21 protein-coding genes are annotated in these 23,147 nt (G+C 54.6%); 12 read left to right on the plus strand and 9 right to left on the minus strand.

The window, feature by feature from the left end:
* Positions 1-448 precede the first annotated feature (448 nt).
* The 9 genes from AC2FGE_RS20065 to AC2FGE_RS20105 all read right to left on the minus strand — a co-directional run bounded on the left by AC2FGE_RS20065 (position 449) and on the right by AC2FGE_RS20105 (position 7,861).
* The gene (locus tag AC2FGE_RS20065; protein WP_496821082.1) at positions 449-829 is read right to left on the minus strand and encodes a hypothetical protein; all 381 of its coding nucleotides are present in this window, start codon (positions 827-829) and stop codon (positions 449-451) included.
* Positions 830-877: 48 nt separating this feature from the next.
* Positions 878-1,843 (minus strand): radical SAM protein, encoded by a 966-nt coding sequence (locus AC2FGE_RS20070; RefSeq protein WP_496821083.1) that lies wholly within the window; start codon positions 1,841-1,843, stop codon positions 878-880.
* A 76-nt stretch (positions 1,844-1,919) separates the two neighbouring features.
* Positions 1,920-2,222 (minus strand): hypothetical protein, encoded by a 303-nt coding sequence (locus tag AC2FGE_RS20075; protein WP_496821084.1) that lies wholly within the window; start codon positions 2,220-2,222, stop codon positions 1,920-1,922.
* A 33-nt stretch (positions 2,223-2,255) separates the two neighbouring features.
* Complete coding sequence (locus AC2FGE_RS20080; RefSeq protein ID WP_496821085.1) at positions 2,256-2,831, minus strand: hypothetical protein; 576 nt, start codon at positions 2,829-2,831, stop codon at positions 2,256-2,258.
* Positions 2,832-2,855: 24 nt separating this feature from the next.
* On the minus strand, positions 2,856-3,179 hold the full coding sequence (locus tag AC2FGE_RS20085; protein ID WP_496821086.1) for a hypothetical protein: 324 nt from the start codon (positions 3,177-3,179) through the stop codon (positions 2,856-2,858).
* Between the two features lie 108 nt (positions 3,180-3,287).
* Positions 3,288-3,608, minus strand: a complete 321-nt coding sequence (locus AC2FGE_RS20090; RefSeq protein WP_496821087.1) for a hypothetical protein — start codon at positions 3,606-3,608, stop codon at positions 3,288-3,290.
* Positions 3,609-3,623: 15 nt separating this feature from the next.
* A complete protein-coding gene (locus AC2FGE_RS20095) occupies positions 3,624-4,433 on the minus strand; it encodes a hypothetical protein (RefSeq protein ID WP_496821088.1) in 810 nt (269 codons plus the stop codon).
* A gap of 127 nt (positions 4,434-4,560) precedes the next feature.
* The gene (locus AC2FGE_RS20100; protein WP_496821089.1) at positions 4,561-6,669 is read right to left on the minus strand and encodes a S8/S53 family peptidase; all 2,109 of its coding nucleotides are present in this window, start codon (positions 6,667-6,669) and stop codon (positions 4,561-4,563) included.
* 13 nt (positions 6,670-6,682) lie between these two features.
* Positions 6,683-7,861, minus strand: a complete 1,179-nt coding sequence (locus AC2FGE_RS20105) for a phosphatase PAP2 family protein (protein WP_496821090.1) — start codon at positions 7,859-7,861, stop codon at positions 6,683-6,685.
* A gap of 435 nt (positions 7,862-8,296) precedes the next feature.
* Here AC2FGE_RS20105 and AC2FGE_RS20110 point away from each other — a divergent pair, with 435 nt between their 5' ends.
* From AC2FGE_RS20110 to AC2FGE_RS20165, 12 genes are all read left to right on the plus strand, one after another.
* A complete protein-coding gene (locus AC2FGE_RS20110) occupies positions 8,297-9,616 on the plus strand; it encodes a tetratricopeptide repeat protein (RefSeq protein WP_496821091.1) in 1,320 nt (439 codons plus the stop codon).
* Between the two features lie 350 nt (positions 9,617-9,966).
* On the plus strand, positions 9,967-11,946 hold the full coding sequence (locus AC2FGE_RS20115; RefSeq protein WP_496821092.1) for a bifunctional 2',3'-cyclic-nucleotide 2'-phosphodiesterase/3'-nucleotidase: 1,980 nt from the start codon (positions 9,967-9,969) through the stop codon (positions 11,944-11,946).
* A gap of 204 nt (positions 11,947-12,150) precedes the next feature.
* Entirely contained in the window at positions 12,151-12,714 is a 564-nt protein-coding gene (locus AC2FGE_RS20120; RefSeq protein ID WP_496821093.1) for a GbsR/MarR family transcriptional regulator, read from the plus strand.
* A gap of 42 nt (positions 12,715-12,756) precedes the next feature.
* Positions 12,757-13,470, plus strand: a complete 714-nt coding sequence (locus tag AC2FGE_RS20125) for a DUF4166 domain-containing protein (RefSeq protein WP_496821094.1) — start codon at positions 12,757-12,759, stop codon at positions 13,468-13,470.
* Entirely contained in the window at positions 13,463-14,569 is a 1,107-nt protein-coding gene (locus AC2FGE_RS20130) for a saccharopine dehydrogenase family protein (protein ID WP_496821095.1), read from the plus strand. Before AC2FGE_RS20125 ends, AC2FGE_RS20130 begins: the two co-directional genes overlap by 8 nt.
* Before the next feature lie 46 nt (positions 14,570-14,615).
* Positions 14,616-15,215: a rhomboid family intramembrane serine protease gene (locus AC2FGE_RS20135; protein WP_496821096.1), complete on the plus strand. Its 600-nt coding sequence runs from the start codon at positions 14,616-14,618 to the stop codon at positions 15,213-15,215.
* Positions 15,216-15,370: 155 nt separating this feature from the next.
* Complete coding sequence (locus AC2FGE_RS20140; protein WP_496821097.1) at positions 15,371-15,928, plus strand: TetR/AcrR family transcriptional regulator; 558 nt, start codon at positions 15,371-15,373, stop codon at positions 15,926-15,928.
* Positions 15,925-16,761 (plus strand): sterol desaturase family protein, encoded by an 837-nt coding sequence (locus AC2FGE_RS20145; protein ID WP_496821099.1) that lies wholly within the window; start codon positions 15,925-15,927, stop codon positions 16,759-16,761. The genes AC2FGE_RS20140 and AC2FGE_RS20145 overlap by 4 nt, the downstream gene beginning before the upstream one ends.
* Positions 16,762-16,778: 17 nt before the next feature.
* The gene (locus AC2FGE_RS20150) at positions 16,779-18,005 is read left to right on the plus strand and encodes a flavin monoamine oxidase family protein (protein ID WP_496821100.1); all 1,227 of its coding nucleotides are present in this window, start codon (positions 16,779-16,781) and stop codon (positions 18,003-18,005) included.
* 255 nt (positions 18,006-18,260) lie between these two features.
* A complete protein-coding gene (locus tag AC2FGE_RS20155; protein WP_496821101.1) occupies positions 18,261-20,105 on the plus strand; it encodes a GumC family protein in 1,845 nt (614 codons plus the stop codon).
* A 76-nt stretch (positions 20,106-20,181) separates the two neighbouring features.
* Positions 20,182-21,444, plus strand: a complete 1,263-nt coding sequence (locus AC2FGE_RS20160) for an O-antigen ligase family protein (protein WP_496821102.1) — start codon at positions 20,182-20,184, stop codon at positions 21,442-21,444.
* Between the two features lie 258 nt (positions 21,445-21,702).
* Positions 21,703-22,890 (plus strand): tyrosine-type recombinase/integrase, encoded by a 1,188-nt coding sequence (locus AC2FGE_RS20165; protein WP_496821103.1) that lies wholly within the window; start codon positions 21,703-21,705, stop codon positions 22,888-22,890.
* Positions 22,891-23,147: the final 257 nt, after the last annotated feature.

The raw sequence follows: 23,147 nt of genomic DNA on the forward strand, positions 1-23,147 counted from the left end.
GATATACCCCTGAAACTCAGGGGCTTGAATCACGCAGCCGAAATGGCGGCAACCAAATTAATGGGTCCAGAACCTAGCTGAAGGCCGATCTCTTCAGGTTTGTGCCGAAGCACTAAGCTTAAGAATTTACGTTCTCTACTCATACCCACCCCGCAGGAACGCTTTTTCGTCGTTGACTATCACGAAATCAGCGTTCGAAAAAACAACTAGCCAGCTTTATATCCATGTTAACATCTTTGAGGCGGCCCACAGCTGCCGTTGACGATGATCTTCAAATGCTGCGCGTGGAGACCGAATTCCGGACACTCGTCGTAATCGGGAGCCAACGTTCGGCTACTGCAGTACATAATTTCAGAAGAAATTTAGAGTTCGGCAAATGAGCTGTACCTGAAGCAGACATAGAAGTACTTTTTTGAGTGCGCCGCCCAAGTGAACTGGCTCTATTTAATCAAAGTTCGTTGGCATTCTCACCATGATAGAAAGTTACTGGTGTCCTTTCTGCATCGAAAAACACGTCATGGCGCTCGGCAGTTTCTTCGACGAGTCGCTGGGTTTGAGCAGGAAGCTCGTTATGTGCTCTGCCAAAGTCGTCCACGGCAATCGGCGTTAATGAAGGTGCAATTGTGACCCGCAGCAGCCTTTCGCACCCGATTGGCAGACCGGCCTGACCCAGGGCGTTTTGGCTTTGAAGGTGCATGTCCGACTCAATGATCGTGCGCAAGTGAAACATACCGTCCCACATGATTTGCCAGAGTGATCGGAAGAATTTGATCGAATTGTCAAAAGAAACGCTGAGCGATGGAGTGTTGCCTGAGAACCAGATCCGCAAGGTTTTGAAGGACAAAACCCCTATGGAGATTGGAGTAGAGCTATCTTTTTACGTGTATTCAGCGCTCGCGGCACGCAATCGTATATTGCTGTGCGATGCACGGACGAGATTGCGGTAGAAATTAGCTGCCGCCACAGTCGACACCTCGTGTTCAACTGATGCAAGCAGCGCTTTCAACTTCGAGTTCAGACGGAAATTGAAACGCTGATCACCCAGCTTCCCCAACGCATAGCGCCTTGAAATGTCGTAGCAAAACGGAAGGAGCGCGCCGTCATCCGCTATGACCAAGGGTGAAATCAGCTCACTCTTGCGTTGCTTAATTCGCGACAACACCGCGCCGAGAAGAACATCGACCTGAATCTGCACAGCGGGATAGAGACCCTGCAACATTCGCCCAAGAGCTACCAAACGCAGCAAAGCTTCGGTCGGCAACTCAGGGCCCACGGTCGATGCTTCCTGTCGGGCTCGACCAGAGCTGACGATTGGATGCAACTGAATATGAGCGGCACCAGATGAGCAGACCTGGTCGACGAGATCTGGAATATGCGGCAGCGATTGTTGAGTTGCCGAGAGAACTGCACCGCAAGAAAACCCCTTTTTTGCAAGCAGTTCCAAGGTAAATAGGGCTGTTTGGAAAGCTCCCTTTCGACCGCGGATCATGTCATGCAGATCTTCTAGTCCATCAAAGCTAATGGATGCGTGCTGTACGGCGCCTTCCTGCATAGCTTCGAGCAATGGGGTAGGGCGCGAGCCATTGGTGATTACCCCGACCTGAAGATTTTGTGCCGTCAGCCCGGTCGCCAGATCTCGAAAGCCGGGGGCAAGCACGGGCTCGCCGCCGGACAGGGAGGCACGGCGGTATCCGGCTCGCGCAAGCGTCGCCGTAGCGCTCAGAACATCGTCAACTGGGAGTGATTGGCGTTCAAACGGACCGGATGAAGAATAGCAATGCAAACACTTGAGATTGCAGAAACGCGACAGATGGATTTGTACGACTGGTACCTGGGTAAGCATGTTTCACCTTTCTCAAGTGGAGCGTTGCAACTGCCTGTCGCGACCAAACACGGGCGCGACGCTGACCAACGACGCTTTAGAGCCCGTGTTGGCTGCGCAGACGGGCGCGATCAGGCGCGATTGTGCCCAACGGGAAAACCTCGACTCCCAGCAACTCGCCAAGACGATGATCGGTCAGAGGTTTGAGATCCATGGTATCGACGCCGCCGTCCCAAAGGTGATCAATGCAAATTCCCTTTTCGCAGATCTCGACCCCGACAATTTCATATGGGGACTCCAAAAGCGCATCCCGGATGGGCCCTATGTGCTCAGCCGTCAAAGGTGTTTTCGCAAGTCGGCGGGTCAGTGTGCGCATCATGCGTTCTGAATCTTCACTCATCTTTGTTCTCCTTAGTTTTTGGTGAGGAATTGACTATGTGACCAGCGGCCAGGGAATTTCTCCACCGGCAAGTGTCAGTTGTTCGGCTGGACCGTTGCAGTTTTCTTGTGTGAACTCCTGACAGTCTGCGTAGGAGGCAGGGCCGTGGACCTTGTAGTGGATCGCCGTCACAAAACTGTCGGCTGGGACGACAATGCAGCCCTTGTGGCCCGTTGCTGGGCGGGGAAGCTTGGCATAGACGATAAACTGTTCTTCTTCTGCCTCGGCGGTCGATCCGCTTGTGGCGGCTTCACCGGGAACAAGTGCCGGCAGAATTGGTACATCATGCGACCCCAAAGCGTCGTTCACCGATATGGTCGTGGCGCCGCTGGAGTTCACCATGGTTATGCTTTCTTCAAAAAAGCGCAGCCCCTTCTCGCAAGTCGCGGGCACATAGAAAATCATGTCCCACATCGGCGGGATGATCCGTTCGGGGCGCTGTTCGAGCTGCGCAACATAGTTGGAACAAGGCAGCAGGCCCTTTGCCGTCAACCGCACAAGGTTGCTGCGTTGTACCCAACGCGCTTCATACGTTGCACTCCCGAGTACTTTGGAAACACTATCTGTCATTTGAAATCTCCTGTTTTTTTGAAATTAGTGGGTGGATGTCACTGGCAGACGCATCAGCGCTTCGCCGTTCCAGAAGATGACGACGGAGGTGTATTGTCCCGCTGAACTGGGCTGTTCGTGCCGCACCCCTTTAAACTGAAACTCTTGCGTACCTATGCCGCCCGTGTCGTGAATGCTCAGATCCAGATTTAGCGTCCCAGAGGACGGGCTGTCATCTGACGCCGTCAACGCCGGCACTTGGTTGCTGGCGGGGGTTTCGACCTCTCCAACAACATACAAGATCGGCGGTGATCCCGGCATCAGGTTTATCCAAGATGAGAAATTGCGGGTTCTTGGTGGTTGGCTCATGATTTGGTTTCCTTAATGAGGCACGCAATGCGCGCGGTGGTTGTCTCTGAAATGGATCAAGGGCGAAATAAGGCCTCGGCCTTTCAGGCAGGTCGCAGGCGCGCACTGTCAGTTGATCAGTTTTAGAACCGCCGTGAGGCTGCCGAGAAGTTTTGACGCCGTGACCAGGTTGTTCTTGAACCTGTCGCGCTTTACCTTGATCTCTTCGAGCTGGGTCTTTGCACCGGTCAAGGCCGCCGTGATCTCGGCATAGGTTGTGGCGGGCGGATGCGGCTCCAAAGCAAAATACTCTTCTTTCAAAGCCTCTATCGCGGTTTCGTTTACCTGTTGCTCCGTTGCGCTGAGACCGGAATAGTCATCCCGAACTTTGAGAAGGTCCGAGATTGCACGGCCAATTTTGTTCTGGGCTTGTCTGTTGCTGTAACTCATTGATCTATTCCTTTCTTAAGCGTCTTTGATGTCTTGAAGGCCGACGAGGAATTTGTTGAGGATGTCGAGCCCATCGTCGAAACTGCCGTCACTGAAGAGAATTTCGAAATGTGCATCAATCAAGGCACTCATGGCCGCGGCGGCTTGTTCCGCCTGCTTGCGATTGGCCATGAAGGTTCGTTTCGCCTGATCCGCTTCGCGGAATGTCGCTGCGGCGTTGGCGTTTTGGTAGCTTTCTTTCAGCACACAGCGGGTGTACTCTTCCCAGTTCCGTATCTGCTGATCCATCTCGGCAAGCGCTTGTTGGCTGTCTGCTTCCAGCAGTTTTTTGAGCTGACGCAGACGCGGGAGCACCTTTCGCATCTCAGCTTTGACCGCGGAAATGCGGCGGTTCTTTTCGATCTCTACAGCTGAGGTCAGAAGGAGCGAAACAGTCGGAGCAACTGCCGGAGCAGCACCAGTTACCGTCAATAACCCGCCTGCCGAAGTTGCCACTGCACCGCTAGCTTCGTCGATCTTGGCTTGCTCCTCTGCATCTAATGCGCCGGCGATGGCATTGGCGTATTCTCCCAATGCTGCAAAAACGGCCTTCTGATCGCTGAGCAGTTGCGACAGCTTGGTTTCAGGCTCCGAGGCCAGAGCGTAGTTTTTGCCTTCGAGATACAGGCACTCGTTGCGTGTGATCTCGTTTTGGGCGACCAGGTTGGCAGAGACGGTGCTGGCCATGCCTGCGATCTGAACAGTTTGATCTGCGGCCTTGCCAAAATCAGATAGTTGTTTTTCTGAAATCCCACAGGCGCTGACAAACGCCAGGGTCGAGGTCACGGAAATGAACTTAATGAGGGTCAAGAAAACTCTCCTTCTGCTGTGTGTTTTGGGCAAATTCCACCCGCCTCAGGAGTCGGGCTCCCAAGTGAAATCCGCTAAAGAAATTTGATTTCAGTGGCTTGCCTTAATCTTCGCCACCCAGACGACTCCATCGGCGGTCAGTTTGTCGAGCGTTGACCCGTCCCGAACCGCTTTTGAGGTATCCGATTTTCGGCCATTCAACGGATTGCCCCCAATGATCCTTGAGTGTTCCAGCCTTGGCCTTGTCTTCAACAGCTCTGGCGCGGGTTTTGAACCAATCCTCTGTCGCAATGTTCTGGCCGGAGCCAATGTTGTGGACAAAAGCCAACGCTGCATCCCGCGTCGCCACTGCTGTCGCCATGCTGGTGCCGCGATACGATGCGACCGAGCCATCACGCGCGCCTGACGCCAACAGCCCAAAGAGTGAAGCCCCGTTTTCGCTGGGGTAAGAGGCAGAAATGCTCTTGCGTCCGTAGGGCTTGCTGTCATCGCCATCTGCACTGGACGAGTAGTTCGCTGGATATCCTGAGCTGTCATCAAACCCGCCGATCACAGCAAAGTTTCCATCTGATCCCATGTCATTGATCGTCGCCAGCGCATTGTGCGTTCCCCGCCGTTGAACGGGCCCAAACCATTTCCAATTGTCATGGTCATGCAGCTGATCACTATTCAGGTCATAAGAGTAAGTGTCAGCCAGCGCGCCATTTTCCAGATGTGTTTTGTACTTGTGGTGATCAAAATAGGATCGACGTCCGGATTTGCTGGTGCGAACAGCAGATTGATCAGACTGGATATAGAACGTCACATCAACGGGTTTGCCAGCATGTAGGGCCTCGATGGCCCATTTTCCGGCTGGCGCGATCGGAGCGCCGGGGATGTCCAAAACCGTCGGTGCGATACAGACAAGCAGCGCCAGCCGCCGCTTTTCGCCGGTTTTTTTGGCATTGACATAGACACGGGCGAAATCGCCCAGATCTTGATACGTATCGATCACCAGTGGCTGCAAGGACAGCGCATCATCTCCAGGAGGTGTCACCCTGACCTTTAGGTCGCGGACAACCTCTTGCAGATGGGACCAAGATTGCTCTTCGAACCAGATCTCTACAAAATTCGCAGTCGAATCCGCGGGCTGAATGCGCCAATCCAGCTTGATCTTGGATTGTGCTTGGTATCCCGTCGGATGATGAATGGCTTTATCCTTTCCCAGGACAGCCGAGGCGGCACAACGCTCCAGGTTGTCATTGCCGGCTGGCATGATTAGGCGAACGGGTGCTTTCCCACCATCTGCGTTTTGTCGATCCGCCAGCAGCCTGCGAATGGCCTGCTCAAAGATGTGGTTCCCATCTTTCGGGCCGGCCGTCATCCCGTAAGAAAAGTTGATGACCAACGGATACCCGCCGTCTTTATTTCCGGGATTGTTCTTCAGCCAAAGCGCATTGGCCAAATGGATGATGCGCTGCACTGCATAGACCGCAAAGTAGGGAAGGAAAGTTCCTGCCGTCCCGTGGGCATATTGCGCGGGCAAGTTTACAGATAGAAGCCGAAGCTTGTTGGCAAGCGTTGTGTCGTTGCCCAAAGGGTCAATTCCGGCCGCTAGATCCAACACGTGTGTGCCATGTGCGGCCGCCATCTCAAGATCACGCTGGCCACCCGGCGACTTCGGTTCCGTCAGATTGAGGTCTCGATTGAATCCGATCTCATCCACGTAACCTAATCTCCCGGACGCTCCGTGCTTGTTCAGTGCCGCGTCGATGTCATCGGCATAGAGCTCGCGCCCGCAAGGCAGCTCTGACTGACCCTTGAACTGCGCAGATTGCTGCCATGACGCGACAAATCGGGTTTGACCGTTCGGCAAACGAAAACGCGAGTTGCTCAACGAAACACCGGTGTCGACGATACCAACCAAAACCGTTTCGTCGGGCACCTGTGGCAACGCCTCTTGGATCTTGGCGGGGTCCCAGGTGTCCGGTTCTTTCGGGTTTCTCGCACCATTCGGGAGCGGTACTACGGTGCCGTTTTCAAAAAACGCTTCGGATGTCATTTGCGCTGCGCGTGAGAACTTGACCTCAAACTCGCTCAGGTTGAGTTTCGTTTCCTTTTGGTCCAGAGCTTCTTTGGGGATGAAGTCCCTTTCCTTTTCGATCCACCAATGTGTGTAGGCTCCCCCCTTGGGTTCATGAGGGTACCTTACGGTTTGCCAGGATAGTGACATGCCTCTGCCCCTTTCAAATTTCCGCAGGCGCGCCGGGCCATTCGCGCGCTGCGCGGTTCCAAAGCTCTTTGGCGACAGAGTTCTGAGTAACCGAGAACGCTGCGCGTCCCATGGTGTCGCCCCCCATTACCTTGAGCATGAAATCCGATTTAGGATCGCCCAGATCCACGTCCTGCGGGATCAGCGTTCCGCCAGACGCGATAGCATACAGAATTTCGCCCACATGACATCCGACAAACGCACCCGCTAGGGAATCAACCGGGAAATGCACCCCCGCCACAGTTCGGTTCGTGGCGATGCGATGCGCCAGCCGGAACGGAAATGCCGCCGCGGTGTTTTTGTCACCCAATCCTGTTTTTGGACCCTTACCGGTTTGCAGCCGATACAAGACAGTTGCGATTGCAAACGCCTCTAGCGAATGGCCCGACGGAAAACTGGAATGATCCGGTGTCTGGATCATGGGCTGCACTTGATTGGCAAAGTCGATGGGCCTGGCAGCACGGCAATAAAACTTCAGTGGTGTTTCAATGTGAATTGCAAAGTCCCGCACGATATCCAGCAACATAAGGCTGTTTTTCCTGCGGCCATTGTCCAAATAGGCCTGAGCCCCAAAGAATGACAACATGTCATCCAATTGCATATGAATTTCCGACAGCCGATCATCGCGGAGATCGGCATAAGCCCGAAGCCAGATTAATTGGGATTCAAAGAATTCTTGATTTGGACGCACCAACGCTGTCAGCTCGGTACCTTCGACTGCGATCACAGCTCCGGCATCCGTCGCACTCTTAGATGCATCTTCTTCTTTAGATTTGAATGTGATGTACTGCGACAAAAGCGACAACAGAATCTTGGCCTGATAAGGTCTGCGCAGATGATCTAGATAGGCATTGTCTAAAGGCAGTTTGAGCTTTTCAAGGTCTTCTTTACGCTTTTTCACCGCATTGGAATCGTCTCCGACTGCACGTTGATCACTGTGCCAATATGGCAGGCTGGGTTTGCCATTCCAGTATCCGGTGACCCCATCGCGCGCAGTAAGTAGCGCGTTGCTGAGCAAGGGCGAGGCTGGGCTGTCCGCATGGTCCCGAGAAAACGCATTAAGTGCCCCTGTGTTTCCGCCAGTATTCCCACCAGTGTTCCCACCCGTATTGCCGCCGGTGTTCCCTCCGGTATTTCCCCCATATTTAGGCATATTTCCCCCCAAGGAATTGTGTTGTCCTTCACGACATCGAAATACAACTTTTTGGATCGAGCAATCCTGGTTTTGCGACACCCTCGATTTTTGACGAAACTTTAACGAGACCAATTCTCTTGATCGGAGAATATCTGCTCGCTAAGCTTTCCGAGCAAATTTGAGACAAAGATTATGTCACAGACAGCAAATAACGTTGCGGTCCTTTACCTGTGCGGTCCTTTCCGAATTGAATTGCGGGATGGCACGGATGTAACGCCAACATCGGTCAAGGCCCAAGCGCTGTTGGCAATGCTGGCGAGTTCCCCGCGCGGAAGCCAGAGCCGTGAGTGGCTGAAACAGAAACTCTGGAGTACGCGGGAAACCAAGCAAGCAGCGGGAAGCTTGCGGCAATGCCTATTGCAGATACGGCGGTCGTTGGGTCCTGCAGCTGATGTGGTCTCGGCCAATCGACAAAACATTTCCCTGGCTCTGGATCGGATCAAGATCGTTACACCCCCCCCAGGGGTTTTCCTAGATGGTATTCCGGTCTGTGATGCGGCCTTTGGAGCATGGCTGGGCGAACAACGCCAATCAGCACAGCGCTCTCCGGCACATATGTTGACCGATCAACCGCAAGTCCCCCGTAAAATCATAGCCATGATTGTCGATGTACCAAACGAACCATTGATGGCCTGGTTTATGCAAACCGTTGCTGACACTGTCTCGCGTATCTTGAACGAAACCTTTTCGGTCGATGTGTGTGTTAGCACCGGCGGCAGCAACTTCAGTGCGCATTGGCAGATACGCATGACCAGCTTGGTGTTCGAGCAATCACAGTTGGGCTTGCGCATTTCTCTGGACTGCTCTGAGTCCAACGCACGCATTTGGGCCCATGAAATCGTCGTCCCGGTTCGGGGGACCCCACCAACCGAACACCCCAGGGTCCACCGGATCTGCAATCAACTGATTGAAGCAATTGGGGATGAGCTATTCATTCGTGGCGACCAAAAACAAAGCGCCGACAGAGATTGTCGGCTGGCTATTCGCACTCTGTTCAAGATGCAACCGAGCGCTGCCGCCAAGGCCGATGCATTGTTTGCAAGCGCTTTTGACACCCATAAGCGAGGTCTCTACCTCGCTTGGCGTGCTCAGTGCCTGACAATCATCAAAGCCGAGCGATACTCCTCAGATCCAGAAGCTCTAACCAATCAGGCCGAAGCCCTCTGTGCGCAGGCGCTGGAGTTGGAGCCCAACAATTCGATGGTTGTCGCAACTGTAGCAAACACCCAGGGCCAGCTGTTCAGAAACCATCTCACCAGTTACTCCATGGCAAAAAGAGCGGTTCGACTGAATCCGTCAAACCCGATGGCCTGGTGGGCCCTGAGCTCTGCATCGGTCTACACTGGTGACGCTGAGGCCTCTTTGAGGCACGCGGTGCGGGCCAGCCATCTGGTAACCACGCTGCCAAACAAGTTCTGGTGGGATAACCAGCTCTTTGGGGCTGCGCTGATGACCGGAAAGCTGGAACTGGCCCTGGCGTATGCCGAAGAATGCCATGCACAGAATCCCAATTTCAGGCCGCCGCTTCGGTACCTGGTTGCTCTCTATTCAAATTTCGGTCGCAAGAAGGAAGTCGAGCGCGCAATTGCATCACTGCAAAAACTAGAACCTGATTTCACGGTGGACCGGCTCGTAAATGACAAAGTCTACCCCGCGTCCTTGATCCAGAGGGCACCAAGACTGGATTTGAACAAGATCCGGGCTTTTGTGTAACCGTCGGCATGAAACACGCCGCGATCTCTTCTGATTGGTGCGTCAAACTTCGTGTCATGTTGCACAAGACCGATGTTTGACGCATCGATACCGGGATTCGATCATCGAGGACTGGCTTAGTGTGAAACCGGTTCGCTCTGGCGGCTCAAACCTTTTGCAGCGTTGGCGGGATCAATCGGCAGAATCGCGTTCCTCAGTCGGTGACGCTCTGGGAATCATGGCATAATTAGATATGGTGCCTCCTGATACCCCCAATTTCAATGCGCAGAATAGTCTGACCGTTCGTGTCATACGCGTGTAGCAAAAAGTTCAGAAAAGGCGCGTTGAACAGCAAACCAAATAGGTGTTTTATGTCTATCCCCAGCCGCTTACACATCTCTCGTCGTCAGTTCCTTGCCACGACAACTGCCAGTGCGGCGGCCATCACGCTGCACCCCTTTTCGGCAGCAGCGGCAAACAATCAGGCGCATCTGCGGATAATGGAAACCACGGATATACATGTCCATGTCTTCCCCTATGACTATTACGCGGACAAACCCCGCGATACGGTTGGTCTGTCCCGCACCGCGTCGATCATCAATGAGATCCGGTCAGAGGCAACGAACTCACTGCTGGTCGACAATGGTGACTTTCTGCAAGGCAATCCAATGGGTGACTACATCGCCTATGAACGCGGCATGAAAGATGGGGACAGCCACCCGATCATCACTGCCTTCAACACGGTTGGGTATGATGCCGCGACGCTGGGAAATCATGAGTTCAACTATGGCCTGGAGTTTTTGGACAAAGCCCTGGCCGGGGCCGAATTCCCGGTTGTTCTGGCCAATGTCGCAAAGGAAAAAGGCGCAAACCCGCGCGATGACAAGACCTTGGTGAAACCCTACGCGATCCTGGAACGCGAGATTGAAATGGGAGACGGTACCAAGCATCCGATCAAAATCGGGGTGATCGGCTTTACCCCGCCTCAGGTCATGAACTGGGATCGCAAGCACCTTGAAGGCAATGTCGAGGCGCGTGATATCGTCGAGACCGCGCAAGCCTATGTGCCCGAGATGAAAGAACAGGGTTGCGATCTGATCATTGCGCTGTCGCATTCGGGGATTGGTGAGGCCGATCATGCAGACGGGATGGAGAATGCTTCGGTCGTTCTCGCCGGGGTTGATGGCATCGACGCGCTGGTCACTGGCCACAATCACCTGGTCTTCCCATCACCAACCTTTGCGGATCGCCCTGGCATTGACGTGGAAAAGGGCACGCTGATGGGTAAGCCCGCCGTCATGGGCGGCTTCTGGGGTTCGCATCTTGGTCTGCTTGATCTGTTGTTGGAGCGGGATGGAAATGAATGGCGGGTGGTCACCACCACATCCGAGGCGCGTCCGATTTCGAAGCGCAACGAAGATCGCTCCATCACTGCCTTGGTCGATGACGATCAGACGGTGCTCGACTCGGTCGCACAGGATCACGACGAAACGCTGGCCTATGTCCGGCGCGCTGTTGGCAAAACCTCGGCCCCGCTGCACAGCTATTTCGCGCTGGTCGCGGATGATCCGTCGGTCCAGATCGTCTCAATCGCCCAGAAGTGGTATGTCGAAGAGATGATGAAGGGCACCGAGCATGAAGGCTTGCCCATTCTGTCAGCGGCGGCTCCGTTCAAGGCCGGTGGCCGTGGTGGTCCTGAATACTACACCGATGTTCCGGTCGGTGATGTGGCCATCAAGAACGTGGCTGACCTGTATTTGTACCCCAACACAGTGCGTGCGGTACGTGTGAACGGTGCTCAGGTCCGGGGCTGGTTGGAGCGGTCGGCGGGCATGTTCAATCAGGTTGAACTGGGTGCCGAGGATGCGATCCTGCTGAACCCGGAATTCCCGTCTTACAACTTCGACGTGATGGACGGCGTGACTTATCAGATCGACCTGTCTCAACCGTCACGCTTTGGACCGAAAGGGGAAGAGGTCAACCCAGACGCCGCCCGGATCGTGAACCTGGCCTTCAACGGCGAGCCGGTTACAGATGACATGGAATTCATCATCGCTACCAACAACTATCGTGCTTCGGGTGGGGGCTCCTTCCCCGGTGCTTTGGGCGATACAGTGGTGTTCGAAGCGCCCGATACCAACCGCGATGTCATCGTGCGCTACATCGTCGAGCAGGGCACAATCGACCCAAAGGCAGACGCCAATTGGTCATTTGCGCCGCTTGAGGGCACCACGGTTCTGTTCGAAACCGGACCCAAAGCCCGCGAATATATGGGCGATGTCAAAGGGGTTGCGATCGAAGATGCCGGCGAAGGTGCAGACGGTTTCGCTGCGTTCCGGATTAAGCTTTGACACTCGAAAAGAATTGACGACTTCGCCCGCCACCGTGGTTTTGCGGTGGCGGGTGGTCGCCAATCTATATCCGATGATCGCCGGGTGCGGCCGAGCTGGAACCTATGTCATCCGATCAGATTTCGCGGCGCATCTTAAGCGCCACTCATTAAACGGTCAGCTCTGGGGCTTGACTCTTGTTCCTCTAAGTCTGATATTTCTGTTATGACAGAAATAAGAGATATATCGAAATCCGATGCCACCAGCCAGTTTATCCTGTACTGGGGCGATATGGGCAGCCAGTGGGGCGTCAATCGTTCTGTGGCGCAGATTCATGCACTGCTATACGTCAGTATCAGGCCGATGAATGCGGAACAAATCTCGGCGGCGTTGGGGATCGCGCGTTCGAATGTGTCGAATTCGCTGAAGGAGCTTGTCAGTTGGCGCCTAATCCGCCGGGTCCCGATTCCGGGTGAACGGCGCGAACATTTCGAGGCCGAGACGGACGTCTGGGAGATGGTGATCCGCATCGCGCAAGGCAGAAAAGAGCGCGAGATTGACCCCGCTGCTGCAGCCATTCGCACATGTGTTGCGCAGGCTGAAAGCGAAAGCGGGCTAGAGCCGGAGGTATTGCAGCGCATGCAGGCGATGCAGGATTTCCTGAGCACGGCTGACAAGTGGTATCACGATATGCTGACGGTTCCGCGGCCTAAGCTGATCATGCTTATGAAGATGGGCAGCAAAGTCGCTTCATTCCTGAAGCTTACAGGGGGCAAGCCGAACGGCTAAAATTTTTTGACTTTTAATTTCTCTTTTGACGGAAACAACAGAATGTTTGAAAAGCACGAAGCACAGCCCTTTCAAAACGCGCAGCCTATTGAGGCTGATGTCAAAGCGCAGCGATGTGATCGGCACAAAAGGGATACCCGTTTCTTCGAGCTGTTGGGTCAAGACGGATGGAACCGTTTGCCCACGGCAATCAGGCGGCGCTTTAGCAAACGATTGTCTGGTGGTGCTAGTCTTGTCTATCAGGGTCGCGTGTCCGCGATGCAGATGAATCTGGCCGGGCGTTTGCTGGCCTTCGTCATGCGAGCCATAGGTGCGCCGCTGCCGTTTGATCGCACATCTGCCGGGCGCTCTGCCGTTGTGGTTGTCACCGAAGACGTTGCAACCGGGGGTCAATTCTGGATTAGGCAATATGGCCGGTCCTCGGGGTTTCCGCAGATTGTCAGCAGCTCCAAACGCTTCGACGGTCCGACCGGGTTAGAGGAATACATAGGCTATGGAATTGGCATTGCATTGCGGTTGCAAAGCACCCGGAACGCCTTGCTGTTCATCAGCGACAGCTATTTTGTGAAACTGGGCCGTTGGCGCATCCCTTTGCCCAAATGGGTGTGCCCGGGCAATCTTGTCATCGGGCATGAAGAACTGGGCGATGGGCAGTTCAAGTTCACGCTGGCACTGACTCATCGGCTGTTGGGTTCGGTCATATATCAGGATGCCGTTTTCTTCGATGCCGAGATCGTTGAGGCGACCGATGCCTGACTCCCCAAACCACGCCATGAAGGTTGTGATCATCGGTGGATATGGCGTCTTTGGTGCGTTGACTGCCCGTTTGCTTGCGCGCGATGGGCATCAACTGTGGTTGGCCGGGCGGCAGCCTTCAAAGGGTCGCGCCCTTGCCCGCGAACTGGGAGCAGGCACCCTGGCGGTCGATATTCACTCTGCACCCGAAATCATTTTCAGTGTCGCGCCGGATGTTGTCATAGATGCAGCGGGGCCGTTCCAACACTATGGTCAGGATCCATATCTTGTCCCGCGTTTATGCGTTCAGCATGGCTGCCATTATCTGGATCTGTCCGACAGTTCAGAATTCACAACGGGCATTGCGGATATGAATGCAAAGGCCGAGGCCGCAAATGTCTTTGTGCTTTCGGGCGCCTCCAGTGTGCCGGGCCTGTCCTCGATCATTGTTGAGGATCTGATCGACGGGCTGGACAAGATCAACCTTATCGACATTGCAATACTGCCGGGCAACCGGGCGCCACGTGGAATGTCGGTGATCAAGAGCATTGTCAGTGGTGTTGGCCGCCCCTCACAGGTTCTTCGGGATGGTATCTGGCAGACCATGCGGGGCTGGACAGATCGGAAAACCTATACGCTTGCGCCGGGTCTGCGGCGTGCTGGGTACTTCGTGGACGTCCCCGACATACACCTGCTGCCGGATAGAATTGCCGCTTCAACAGTCATGTTTCGCGCGGGTTTGGAACTGGGGGTGATGAATGCATCGCTGTCCGCATTGGCTTGGCTTCGCCGCCGCTGGCGTCTTACCCTGTCTGATGTGGCCTATTCCGCGCTCTATTGGTTGTCGAAAGCGCTCTATCTGTTTGGAACAGATCGCGGGGGGATGCAGGTGCGTGTCACAGGGCGGCGGAACGGGCAGAGCATTACCCGAACATGGACCCTGATCGCCGAGGACGGAGATGGCCCGTTTGTGCCTGGTATCACCTGTCGTGCAATCCTGCGCGGGACTGTTACGCCGCGTCCCGGCGCGCGCCCGTGTTTGGCTGAGCTGCCAAGACGTGTTGTTGAGGACGTCATGAGCGATCTGGCGATTACCATTCGGTTGGACGAGACGGTCTAACCCAGCCCTTCTTGATCGGTTTTTACGAAGGAACTATCTGGTCCAGATGACAGATCAGAACAACAACAGTGTGGTTCGCAAACGGCTTTGGGCGTTGGCAATCTTCATCGCCGCACTTTGGGCGATACAGGTCATCAACTGGGCGCTGGGCTATCGATTGAACCTGGCCTTCGGATTGATCCCTCGGCATTTGGGTGGGATTGATGGGATCTTCGGGATGCCGGTTCTGCACGCCAGCTTTTCCCATCTCATGTCAAACACACCGCCACTTGTGTTGATGGGCACATTGCTTGCGCTGACCGCTACGCGCGCGCTTTTGTTGGTGAATGTCGTCATTATCGCCTTGAGTGGCGCGCTCGTTTGGCTTTTTGGCAGCAACGCCATCCATATCGGTGCATCTGGTTTGGTGTTTGGATGGTTCGGGTTTCTTGTCGCGCGTGGTGTGGTGGACAGATCTCCGGTGACACTCGGGGCTGCGCTCTTGGTGGCAATGGTCTACGGTTCGATCATCTGGGGTGTTTTGCCCGGCCAGCCCGGGATTTCGTGGGAGGCGCATCTGTTTGGCGCCCTGGCCGGAGCCCTCGCAGCCCTTGTGATCCGCACTCATGTTCATGCGCCGCGTATCGTGAATGTCGAACAGCGATAGGGGTGTCCGATAAGGACGACTGGAAGAGACATGTTTGCGATCTTCTTTGTTCGATTCCCAAAAATCCTTTGCTGATTGCTGGCCTGCCTACCGGGTACGCATTTAAGGTTGCGCGTGGGGTTGAATTAAAGTCTCGTATGATACACCTATGTCTCATGAGTGTAATTCGACCAACCACCAAAGATGCCATCATCGAAGCCGCATTCGAGGTTTTTTCGCAGAGCCAAGCCGCCTCGCTTGGCGATGTCGCACAGAACGCCGGGGTGGGCCGTGCGACGCTGCATCGGCATTTCCCCGGACGGCCCGAACTGATGCGCGCCTTGGCAAAGATCGCAATGGCTGAACTCGATGAAGCTGTTGAACAGGCCACGGCAGGTGCAACAAGCTATGAAGAAGGCTTTCGGCTATCACTGCATGCAATTGTTCCGCTGGCGAACCGTCAGTTGTTTTTAGCCAATGAGGGGTTGGAGGCAGACCCCGAAATTGCCGCAGCCTATGACAAAGGTTTGCAGGAGCTGCGACGCGATGTTGACGCGGCAAAACAAGAAGGCGCGTTTGACCCGAATGTGCCAACTGAATGGATTGTTGAGGCTTACGAAAACCTCATCTACGCCGCCTGGTCCCTTGTCCGATCCGGCGAGGCAACAGCCAAGCAAGCTGCCGATTTGGCCTGGCGGACACTTTCCCAAGGATTGAAAGGAGGGGCTGAATGAATCTCGAAACCCTGACCACACAGATCGACGATGTGTTCTTTCTGATCGGCGCTGCGATCTTGTTGATCGAAATCGCCGAGATGCTCTTTAAAGGCGATTTCAAAGCCAAGACGTTCGGCGAAATGCTGGCAAGCGCTTCGACCCAGATTCCGTATCTGTTGGTCGAAACCTTTGTTCTGACTGGGGCCTACGGGCTGTATTGGATAATCTCACAGGGTTTGCCATGGGCCATCCCCGTGACGTGGTGGAGTGTGATCCTTGTGATCGTGCTGGCCGATATCACGTACTACTGGGAACACCGAATTGCCCACGAAGTGCGCCTGCTCTGGACCCAGCATGCGGTGCATCATTCCTCGCGCGATATGAACATTATCACGGGTATCCGATTTGGTCCGCTGGAAGGAGTATGGTCCCTGATCGCCCATATACCACTGGCCCTGATGGGGTTTGCACCCGAGGCGATTGTGCTTGGTGTGATTGCAGTGCTGGCTTATCAGACATGGTTGCACACGGAACTGATCGGCAAATTGGGACCACTTGAATATGTGATGAACACGCCGTCTCATCACCGCGTTCACCACGGGTGCGATGACAAATATCTTGATAAGAATTATGGCGGTATCTTCATTATCTGGGATCGGATTTGGGGTACATTCCAGGTCGAGGAAGAAACCCCACGCTATGGCCTGACACGTGATTTCAACAGTCAGAACCCGATCAAAGTGTGGTTTTCGGAATGGCCTGACCTGATCCGGGATATTGCGAAATCCAGAAGCATCCGCGATGCCTTTGCCATTCTGTTCCGCCCGCCGGGCTGGGAACCGAAGAAGTAACCAGATAGAGGCTTGAAATGGATCGCAGAGATTTCTTAGCTGCAGCTTTGGGTGCCTTGGCGTCTGGCTTTGTTCCTCTGGTCGGGGCCGCGCTGGGCACACACGCCGCAACCGGATATCTCCGTACAAATTGGAGCCGCGATCCATACAGCCTTGGGTCCTATTCCTATGTTGCCAAAGGATCGCGGCGTAAGGATCACGTAGCCTTGGGCCGTCCAGTCGGTGATCGCCTGTTTTTTGCGGGTGAGGCCACGCATCCTTCCTATAACAGCACGGTGCATGCCGCCTATGAATCCGGGATCTTGGCAGCGGAGGCGGTTTCAAAAACAGACGCCAAAACGGTTGCCATCATCGGCGCAGGGATGAGCGGCCTTGCCGCTGCGGATGCGCTGGCCAGGCGCGGATATGATGTCACGATCTGGGAAGCGCGTGACCGTATCGGTGGACGCATTTGGACCGACAATCGCCTTGGCACAGCGCTCGATCTGGGCGCCAGCTGGATACACGGTACTGATGACAACCCACTGGCGCGGTTGGCGAAATCACTGGGTGTTTCAACCGTGGCGACGACCGAAAGCTATATCATTCGAGGCGCTGATGGTCGCGATGTACCGGACCGAGACGCGCCAGATTGGCTTGATACCATCGTATCTGTTCAGAACAGTATCGGGGCGGGTAGTGGTGAACTCAACGCTTCGGCCTATCTGCGAGATACCGACTATGGCGGGGCCGAGGTGATTTTTTCCGATGGCTACGCGCAGCTGTTCGATGCGTTTTCCAGCGATTTTGACATTCTGCTAAACCGAGCGCTGGCACGTGTCGCCTTTGAGGGCGGCGATGTGCTTTTGGAAGACAAGACCGGCCAATCAGACAGGTTCGATGCGGTGATCGTTACCATCCCGTTGGGAGTGCTGAAACAAGATACGATCACCTTCTCTCCGCCCCTGCCGGATGACAAGCAAAGCGCGATCGCGCGGTTGGGCATGGGGACATTGGACAAGGTGTATCTTCGGTATGAAGATGTCTTTTGGGACTCCGAGAAAACCTGGATCCTGACGCCTGAAACCGAGTTGCCGCAGGGCCAGTTCAATGAATGGCTTAACTTCTATCCCTATATCGGGCAGCCGATCATTATGGCGTTCAATGGTGGGCAATCGGCCCGCGATTTGGCCAATTTGCCCGACGCTCAGATTGTCGGACTGGCGCAGAGAATCTTGGGCAACGCCTACCCAGAAACGCGCTAACGGCGGCGCGTACCAACCCCCATCCGTTTCCAACCGTTTTGCAAAAGCGCCGCTGCAAAGCTTTCTATTTTCGCACAGTATTGTAATAAGTGCTTCCAAACCGAAGCGTCACATCATGACCGATGGATGATGCCGTGGGCAGATCGCAATTCAAGGCCGTTAAAGTAGCTTTACAAACACCCGGTATTTCAATCTTCTTGCGCGCAGCGCCTTTCGGCCAATTGAAGATTGTATCTGAAATTTTGGAGTATTCCTGTGCTTTCCAACAATGGTTTTCAAGGTGGTCAGGGCGACCCGGGAGAGTTTGTCAGCATATGGCTGGTGATCCGGCGCAATCTGCTTCCAGTTGCCTTCCTGTTTGGAATCGCAGTGATTTTGACGTCTCTGTACATGCGGACCGTTCCGGACAGGTATCGCACTGTCGCCCAAATGGTGCTGTCTTTGTCAGAGACACGATACAGTGACACGACGGGGCGTCTTGAAACCGTTGAACTGGGTCGTTCGAGCATCGAGACCGAGATCGAAAAGCTCAAATCCCGCGATTTCGCGGGTCAGGTAGCGGAAACACTGGGCTTGTTTGAGGATGATAGTTTCGTTTCCCGCACAAACCCTGATACCGGGATCGAACATCCTCCAGCGCTGCACCGCGAGGCCGTGATTGACAAAGTTCTGGGCTCATACAGCCTATCCCGTGCTGGTGAAAGCTTGGCGATATCTGTCGAAGGTCGGTCCACCGATGCCGGACTTTCCGCTGCTTTGGCAAATACGGTCATCACGCAGTACATTAGTAACGAACTTGGTGATCGCATCGACCGGTTGGACAAAAACATCGAGGATGTGCGCAGACGCGTGAATTTGCTTGGTGAGGAACTAACCCGAAACGAAGCGGACCTGGCCAATTTCATCCGCTCGGACAATCTGGATGACGAGCAGTTGCTGGACCAATTGCGCAGCGCGGCCGAACGGGCCCGCACCATCCTGTCGATCGGTCTGGAACAAAACGTCCCGCCCGAAGAAGAACTGGCTTTGCGCGAAGAATTGGCCGCCGCTGAGGAACGGCTTCAACTCAGAACCCGGCAAGAGCTGACGCTGCTGCGTAAGGAGCGAGAAATCGAGCTGCTCAGATCGCGGTATCAGGCCTCGGTCGATGAGTTGAACCTGCTGGAAACCCGAAGTGGCCAGATCGAAGCGGGCACAAGCCAGGTGTCCGTCGCCCGTGTGCCACAGGTGCCATACGCGCCCAATCGTGCGCTGACCGTTGCGCTGGCCGGGGCGATGTCGATCATGATCGGCTTTGTTCTGGCGCTGATCCGGGAAGGGCTGGATCGAACAATCAAGACCGAAAAACAGATCTTCAACGCGACGGGCCTGCAGAATCTGGGTTATTTTGTAAGGCAGAAATACGGGCCCAAAGGGCGCGCCGCAGCGGTGTTCGAACCGATTGAGAACCCACGGACCCCTCTGGCCGAAACGGCACGCGGGATTTTGACCAACTGCATCAAGTTTCAACACTCGAAGGTGGTGTTGGTTTCATCTGCGCTGCCCAACGAAGGAAAGTCGTTCATCAGTACGGTGCTGGCAACAACGGCGGCCGCAGATGGCATGAATGTCGCCCTTGTTGATTTGGATGTATACCGCAAAGGGGCAACCAAGCTTCTGATCCCGGACACCTCCGACATCCGATGCTCAGACCTCTATTCCTATGACATTTTACCGCAGCAGGTTGTTGGTGCTCAGGATGCGCCGGGCAAACTGGATCTGATCACGGTAGAATCCCCGACACGAGAACTGACAGATGATGCCGAAATGAAGCTGCGCAAGCTGAAGGACACGCTGACATCCAGATACGATCTGGTGGTGATCGATACCCCACCCGCGTTGGTCATGGATGAGGTCTACCGAAACAACACCCTGATCGATGCCGCGATCCTTGTGGTCCGCTGGGGCAGATCGCCCCAAGATGCCGTTCAGGCGGTCACGCGGCGCCTGTCTCAGGCCGATGTCAATGTCATCGGAACCATCCTGAACGATGTCGATCCCAAAAAGTTCCGCTGGATTGGGTATGAAGGCTATTATGGGCACTATGACTATTACAAATAGTGTCTTGGAGGTCGGCGGTCTGCAGGCTTTGCCGGGGAGGGTGGCATCCGCGCGATGACATAGGTTGAATGACAAGATGATCAGCAGCGAAACACTCAAGCGACCCCGGTCATCGCTGGAAAGCGCTGAGTTTTTCTGCGTGGTTTTGGGCGTACTGTTTTCGTCTTTTGCGTCTTTGCGTCACCCCGGTGCATCGTTCACGGTCAGCGATTTTTTCATCACCTTTGGGCTTTTGTTCCGCTTCATCAGGGTCATCCCGCTATACCCGATGCAGGCGGCCTCTTCGATGTGGTGGCTGGGTATCGCAATGCTGATGACCGGGCTGTTGATCGGCAGCATCGCCTATGGCGATCCGGTGGATGCCTTGGTTGTCCTGATCCAATATTTCTTTTCATTTGTCGCATTGCCGCTCGCCATTCTTGGTCGCCCGCATAAAGAGGCGGTATTGCTGGCCAAAATGGGCGTCATGTCTGTTGTCATCAGCTGCCTTGTCGGCCTTGGTGCCTATTCGATCGGATATAATGGAGGGCACCGACGGCAGCTTGCGCTGGTGGCTGGGAACAACCGACTGACGGGTTTGACCGACAACGCCAACGCCTTTGCGGCGATCATTGTGCTGTGGTTCCCGGTGCTGTGGTATCTCGGCTTGGTGCGCGCCTATAAGATGATCACATTTGCGTGCTTCTTTGCCTTAACCTTTACCGGGCTTATTTTCACCAGCTCAAATTCAAACCTGGCAGGAGCGCTGATCAGCGGCGCCATCTACCTGTTTTTACTCGGCAAATTCCGCATCTTCTTTATCTGGTCAGCTGTGTTTGCCGTGACCGGCTGGGTGGGCATTACATTTGCCGACAAGATCCTGCCGCAGAAATTTGTCGAACGCGTCCTCAGCCCACTTCAGCAGGGGAATATCGAGGGTGTTGGCACCTTCAGTGATCGTGCCGAGCTGATGATCGAGGCCTGGCGGTTCCTGCCCGACTACTATGTGCTGGGCATGGGGGCCGAGCAGTATCGAGAGCTCAGTTCACATGATCTGCCGGTCCATAATCTGTATCTGTTGCTGGCTAACGAAGGTGGCCTGATGTCACTGATGGGTTTGCTGTTTTTGTATCTGGCAGCGGTTACTTATGCCACGCTGGCTGGCCCCGATACGCCGTATAGAACCGCGGCACGCACGACGGTGATAACGGCGACGCTGACCTTTGCTGCGTTGATGGTGAGCTTTACCCATATCTATCACCGCGCCTATCTGGTGCCCTGGATTGTTTCAATCGGGCTTTTGTACAGCCCGATGCGCCCGGATTGGCTGCATAAGGTGCAGGCACGCGGGGGAACTTGACACCTGCGTATTGTAGCAGGCGTTCGGGTGGACCGCGCATTGAACGCAAGTAGCATGCTCAACGAAACCGAGCAGTCGCAAGCATCTATATTGGAAAGAAATGGTGCCCAAGAGAGGCATCTAATTCAAGTTTCATGACGTTTCACCGCATACCATGAATTTGCCAAATATCATGTTATCATTGATTTAGCTGTGTCAGGGTGTTCCACCATGCCCCACTATATACTATATGTAGAGGGTGGATAGAGAGGTGGGTTTGTGACACGCCCTTTGAACAAGCTCAGCGCAGCGACACTGAAGTCAAGCGCTCCTGGGAAGTACTCTGACGGGGGCGGGCTTTGGTTCCATCGACGTGAGGATGGGGGCGCTCAATGGTTTCTGCGCGTGACCGTCCACGGACGTCGGCGAGAGATGGGTTTGGGGCCGTTTCCAGAGGTATCACTAAAAGAAGCTCGGCAAGAAGCCGAGAACTGGCGCGCAGTAGCTCGCAAAGGTGTGGACCCCATCAAAGAACGCGCCCGAATGAAGCGTGAAGAGGCAAGCAAACTCCATCTATTGAAAGACGTTGCCCTTGATGCCTTCGAGAGTCGCAAAGCGGAACTGAAGGGCGACGGCAAGGCAGGTCGGTGGTATTCCCCTCTTGAACTGCACGTTCTTCCTAAGCTTGGGAAGGTTCCCGTAGTCGAGTTGGATCAGAAGGACATCCGCGACACGCTTGCCCCTATTTGGCACGATAAAGCCGACACGGCGCGGAAAGCGATGAACCGGCTGTCTATCGTGATGCGACACGCTGCGGCCCTCGGGTTGGATGTGGATCTGCAAGCCACGGACAAGGCAAGGGCCTTACTTGGAAAACAGCGACATAAGGCCAAGAACATTCCTGCGATGCCATGGCAGGATGTCCCGGCCTTCTATCAAAGCCTGAATGGCGGCACTGTCACTGAGTTGGCGTTGCGCTTGCTGATACTAACCGCTGTGCGTTCCTATCCACTTAGGCACCTGCACCTTGATCAGATTGGAGATGATGTCTGGACGATACCAGGAGATTCAATGAAGGGTCGGAGGGACGCAACGGCAGACTTCCGTGTACCGCTGTCACTGGAGGCCGTGTCGGTTATTGAACAAGCCAGGCCGCTAGCCCGAGATGGATTCCTGTTCCCAAGTGTCAAGCGCGGGGTGATTTCTGACATGACAATGAGTGCCTACATGAAGCGCCGTGGCCTGATTGAGCGCCCTCACGGCTTCCGGTCATCTTTCCGCGATTGGGTGGCAGAAACGCAAAGTGTGCCGTTCGAGGTTGCGGAGACTTGCCTGGGCCATGTCGTTGGTGGGTCAGTAGAGCGAGCTTATAAGCGGACGGACTTTCTGGAACGGCGTCGAGAAATAATGAAACAATGGGCGAAAGACTTGATGCCTTCTGCTGAGAAAGCGGGCTATCAGCAATGATGCGTTCATTCCAAATCAATCTTCCGGATGGAAGCATAAGACCCACAACAGTCTAAAGCTTGGACTTGTTGGCCTTTTTTGCGGACGATGAAAAGAGTGCGCTACAAGCACTACAAATACTGACAATGGAATTCCACAGCTACAACGTCGATCCAGAAAATTGGTCATTTGGCGAAGTGGCTAGGGTCAGGATGCATTGATTTCCAACGCGCAGCATGATTCACGGCTCGGAAAACGGAGCGGTGATATGAGCGACC

Source organism: Ruegeria sp. YTSA075 (assembly GCF_059610245.1).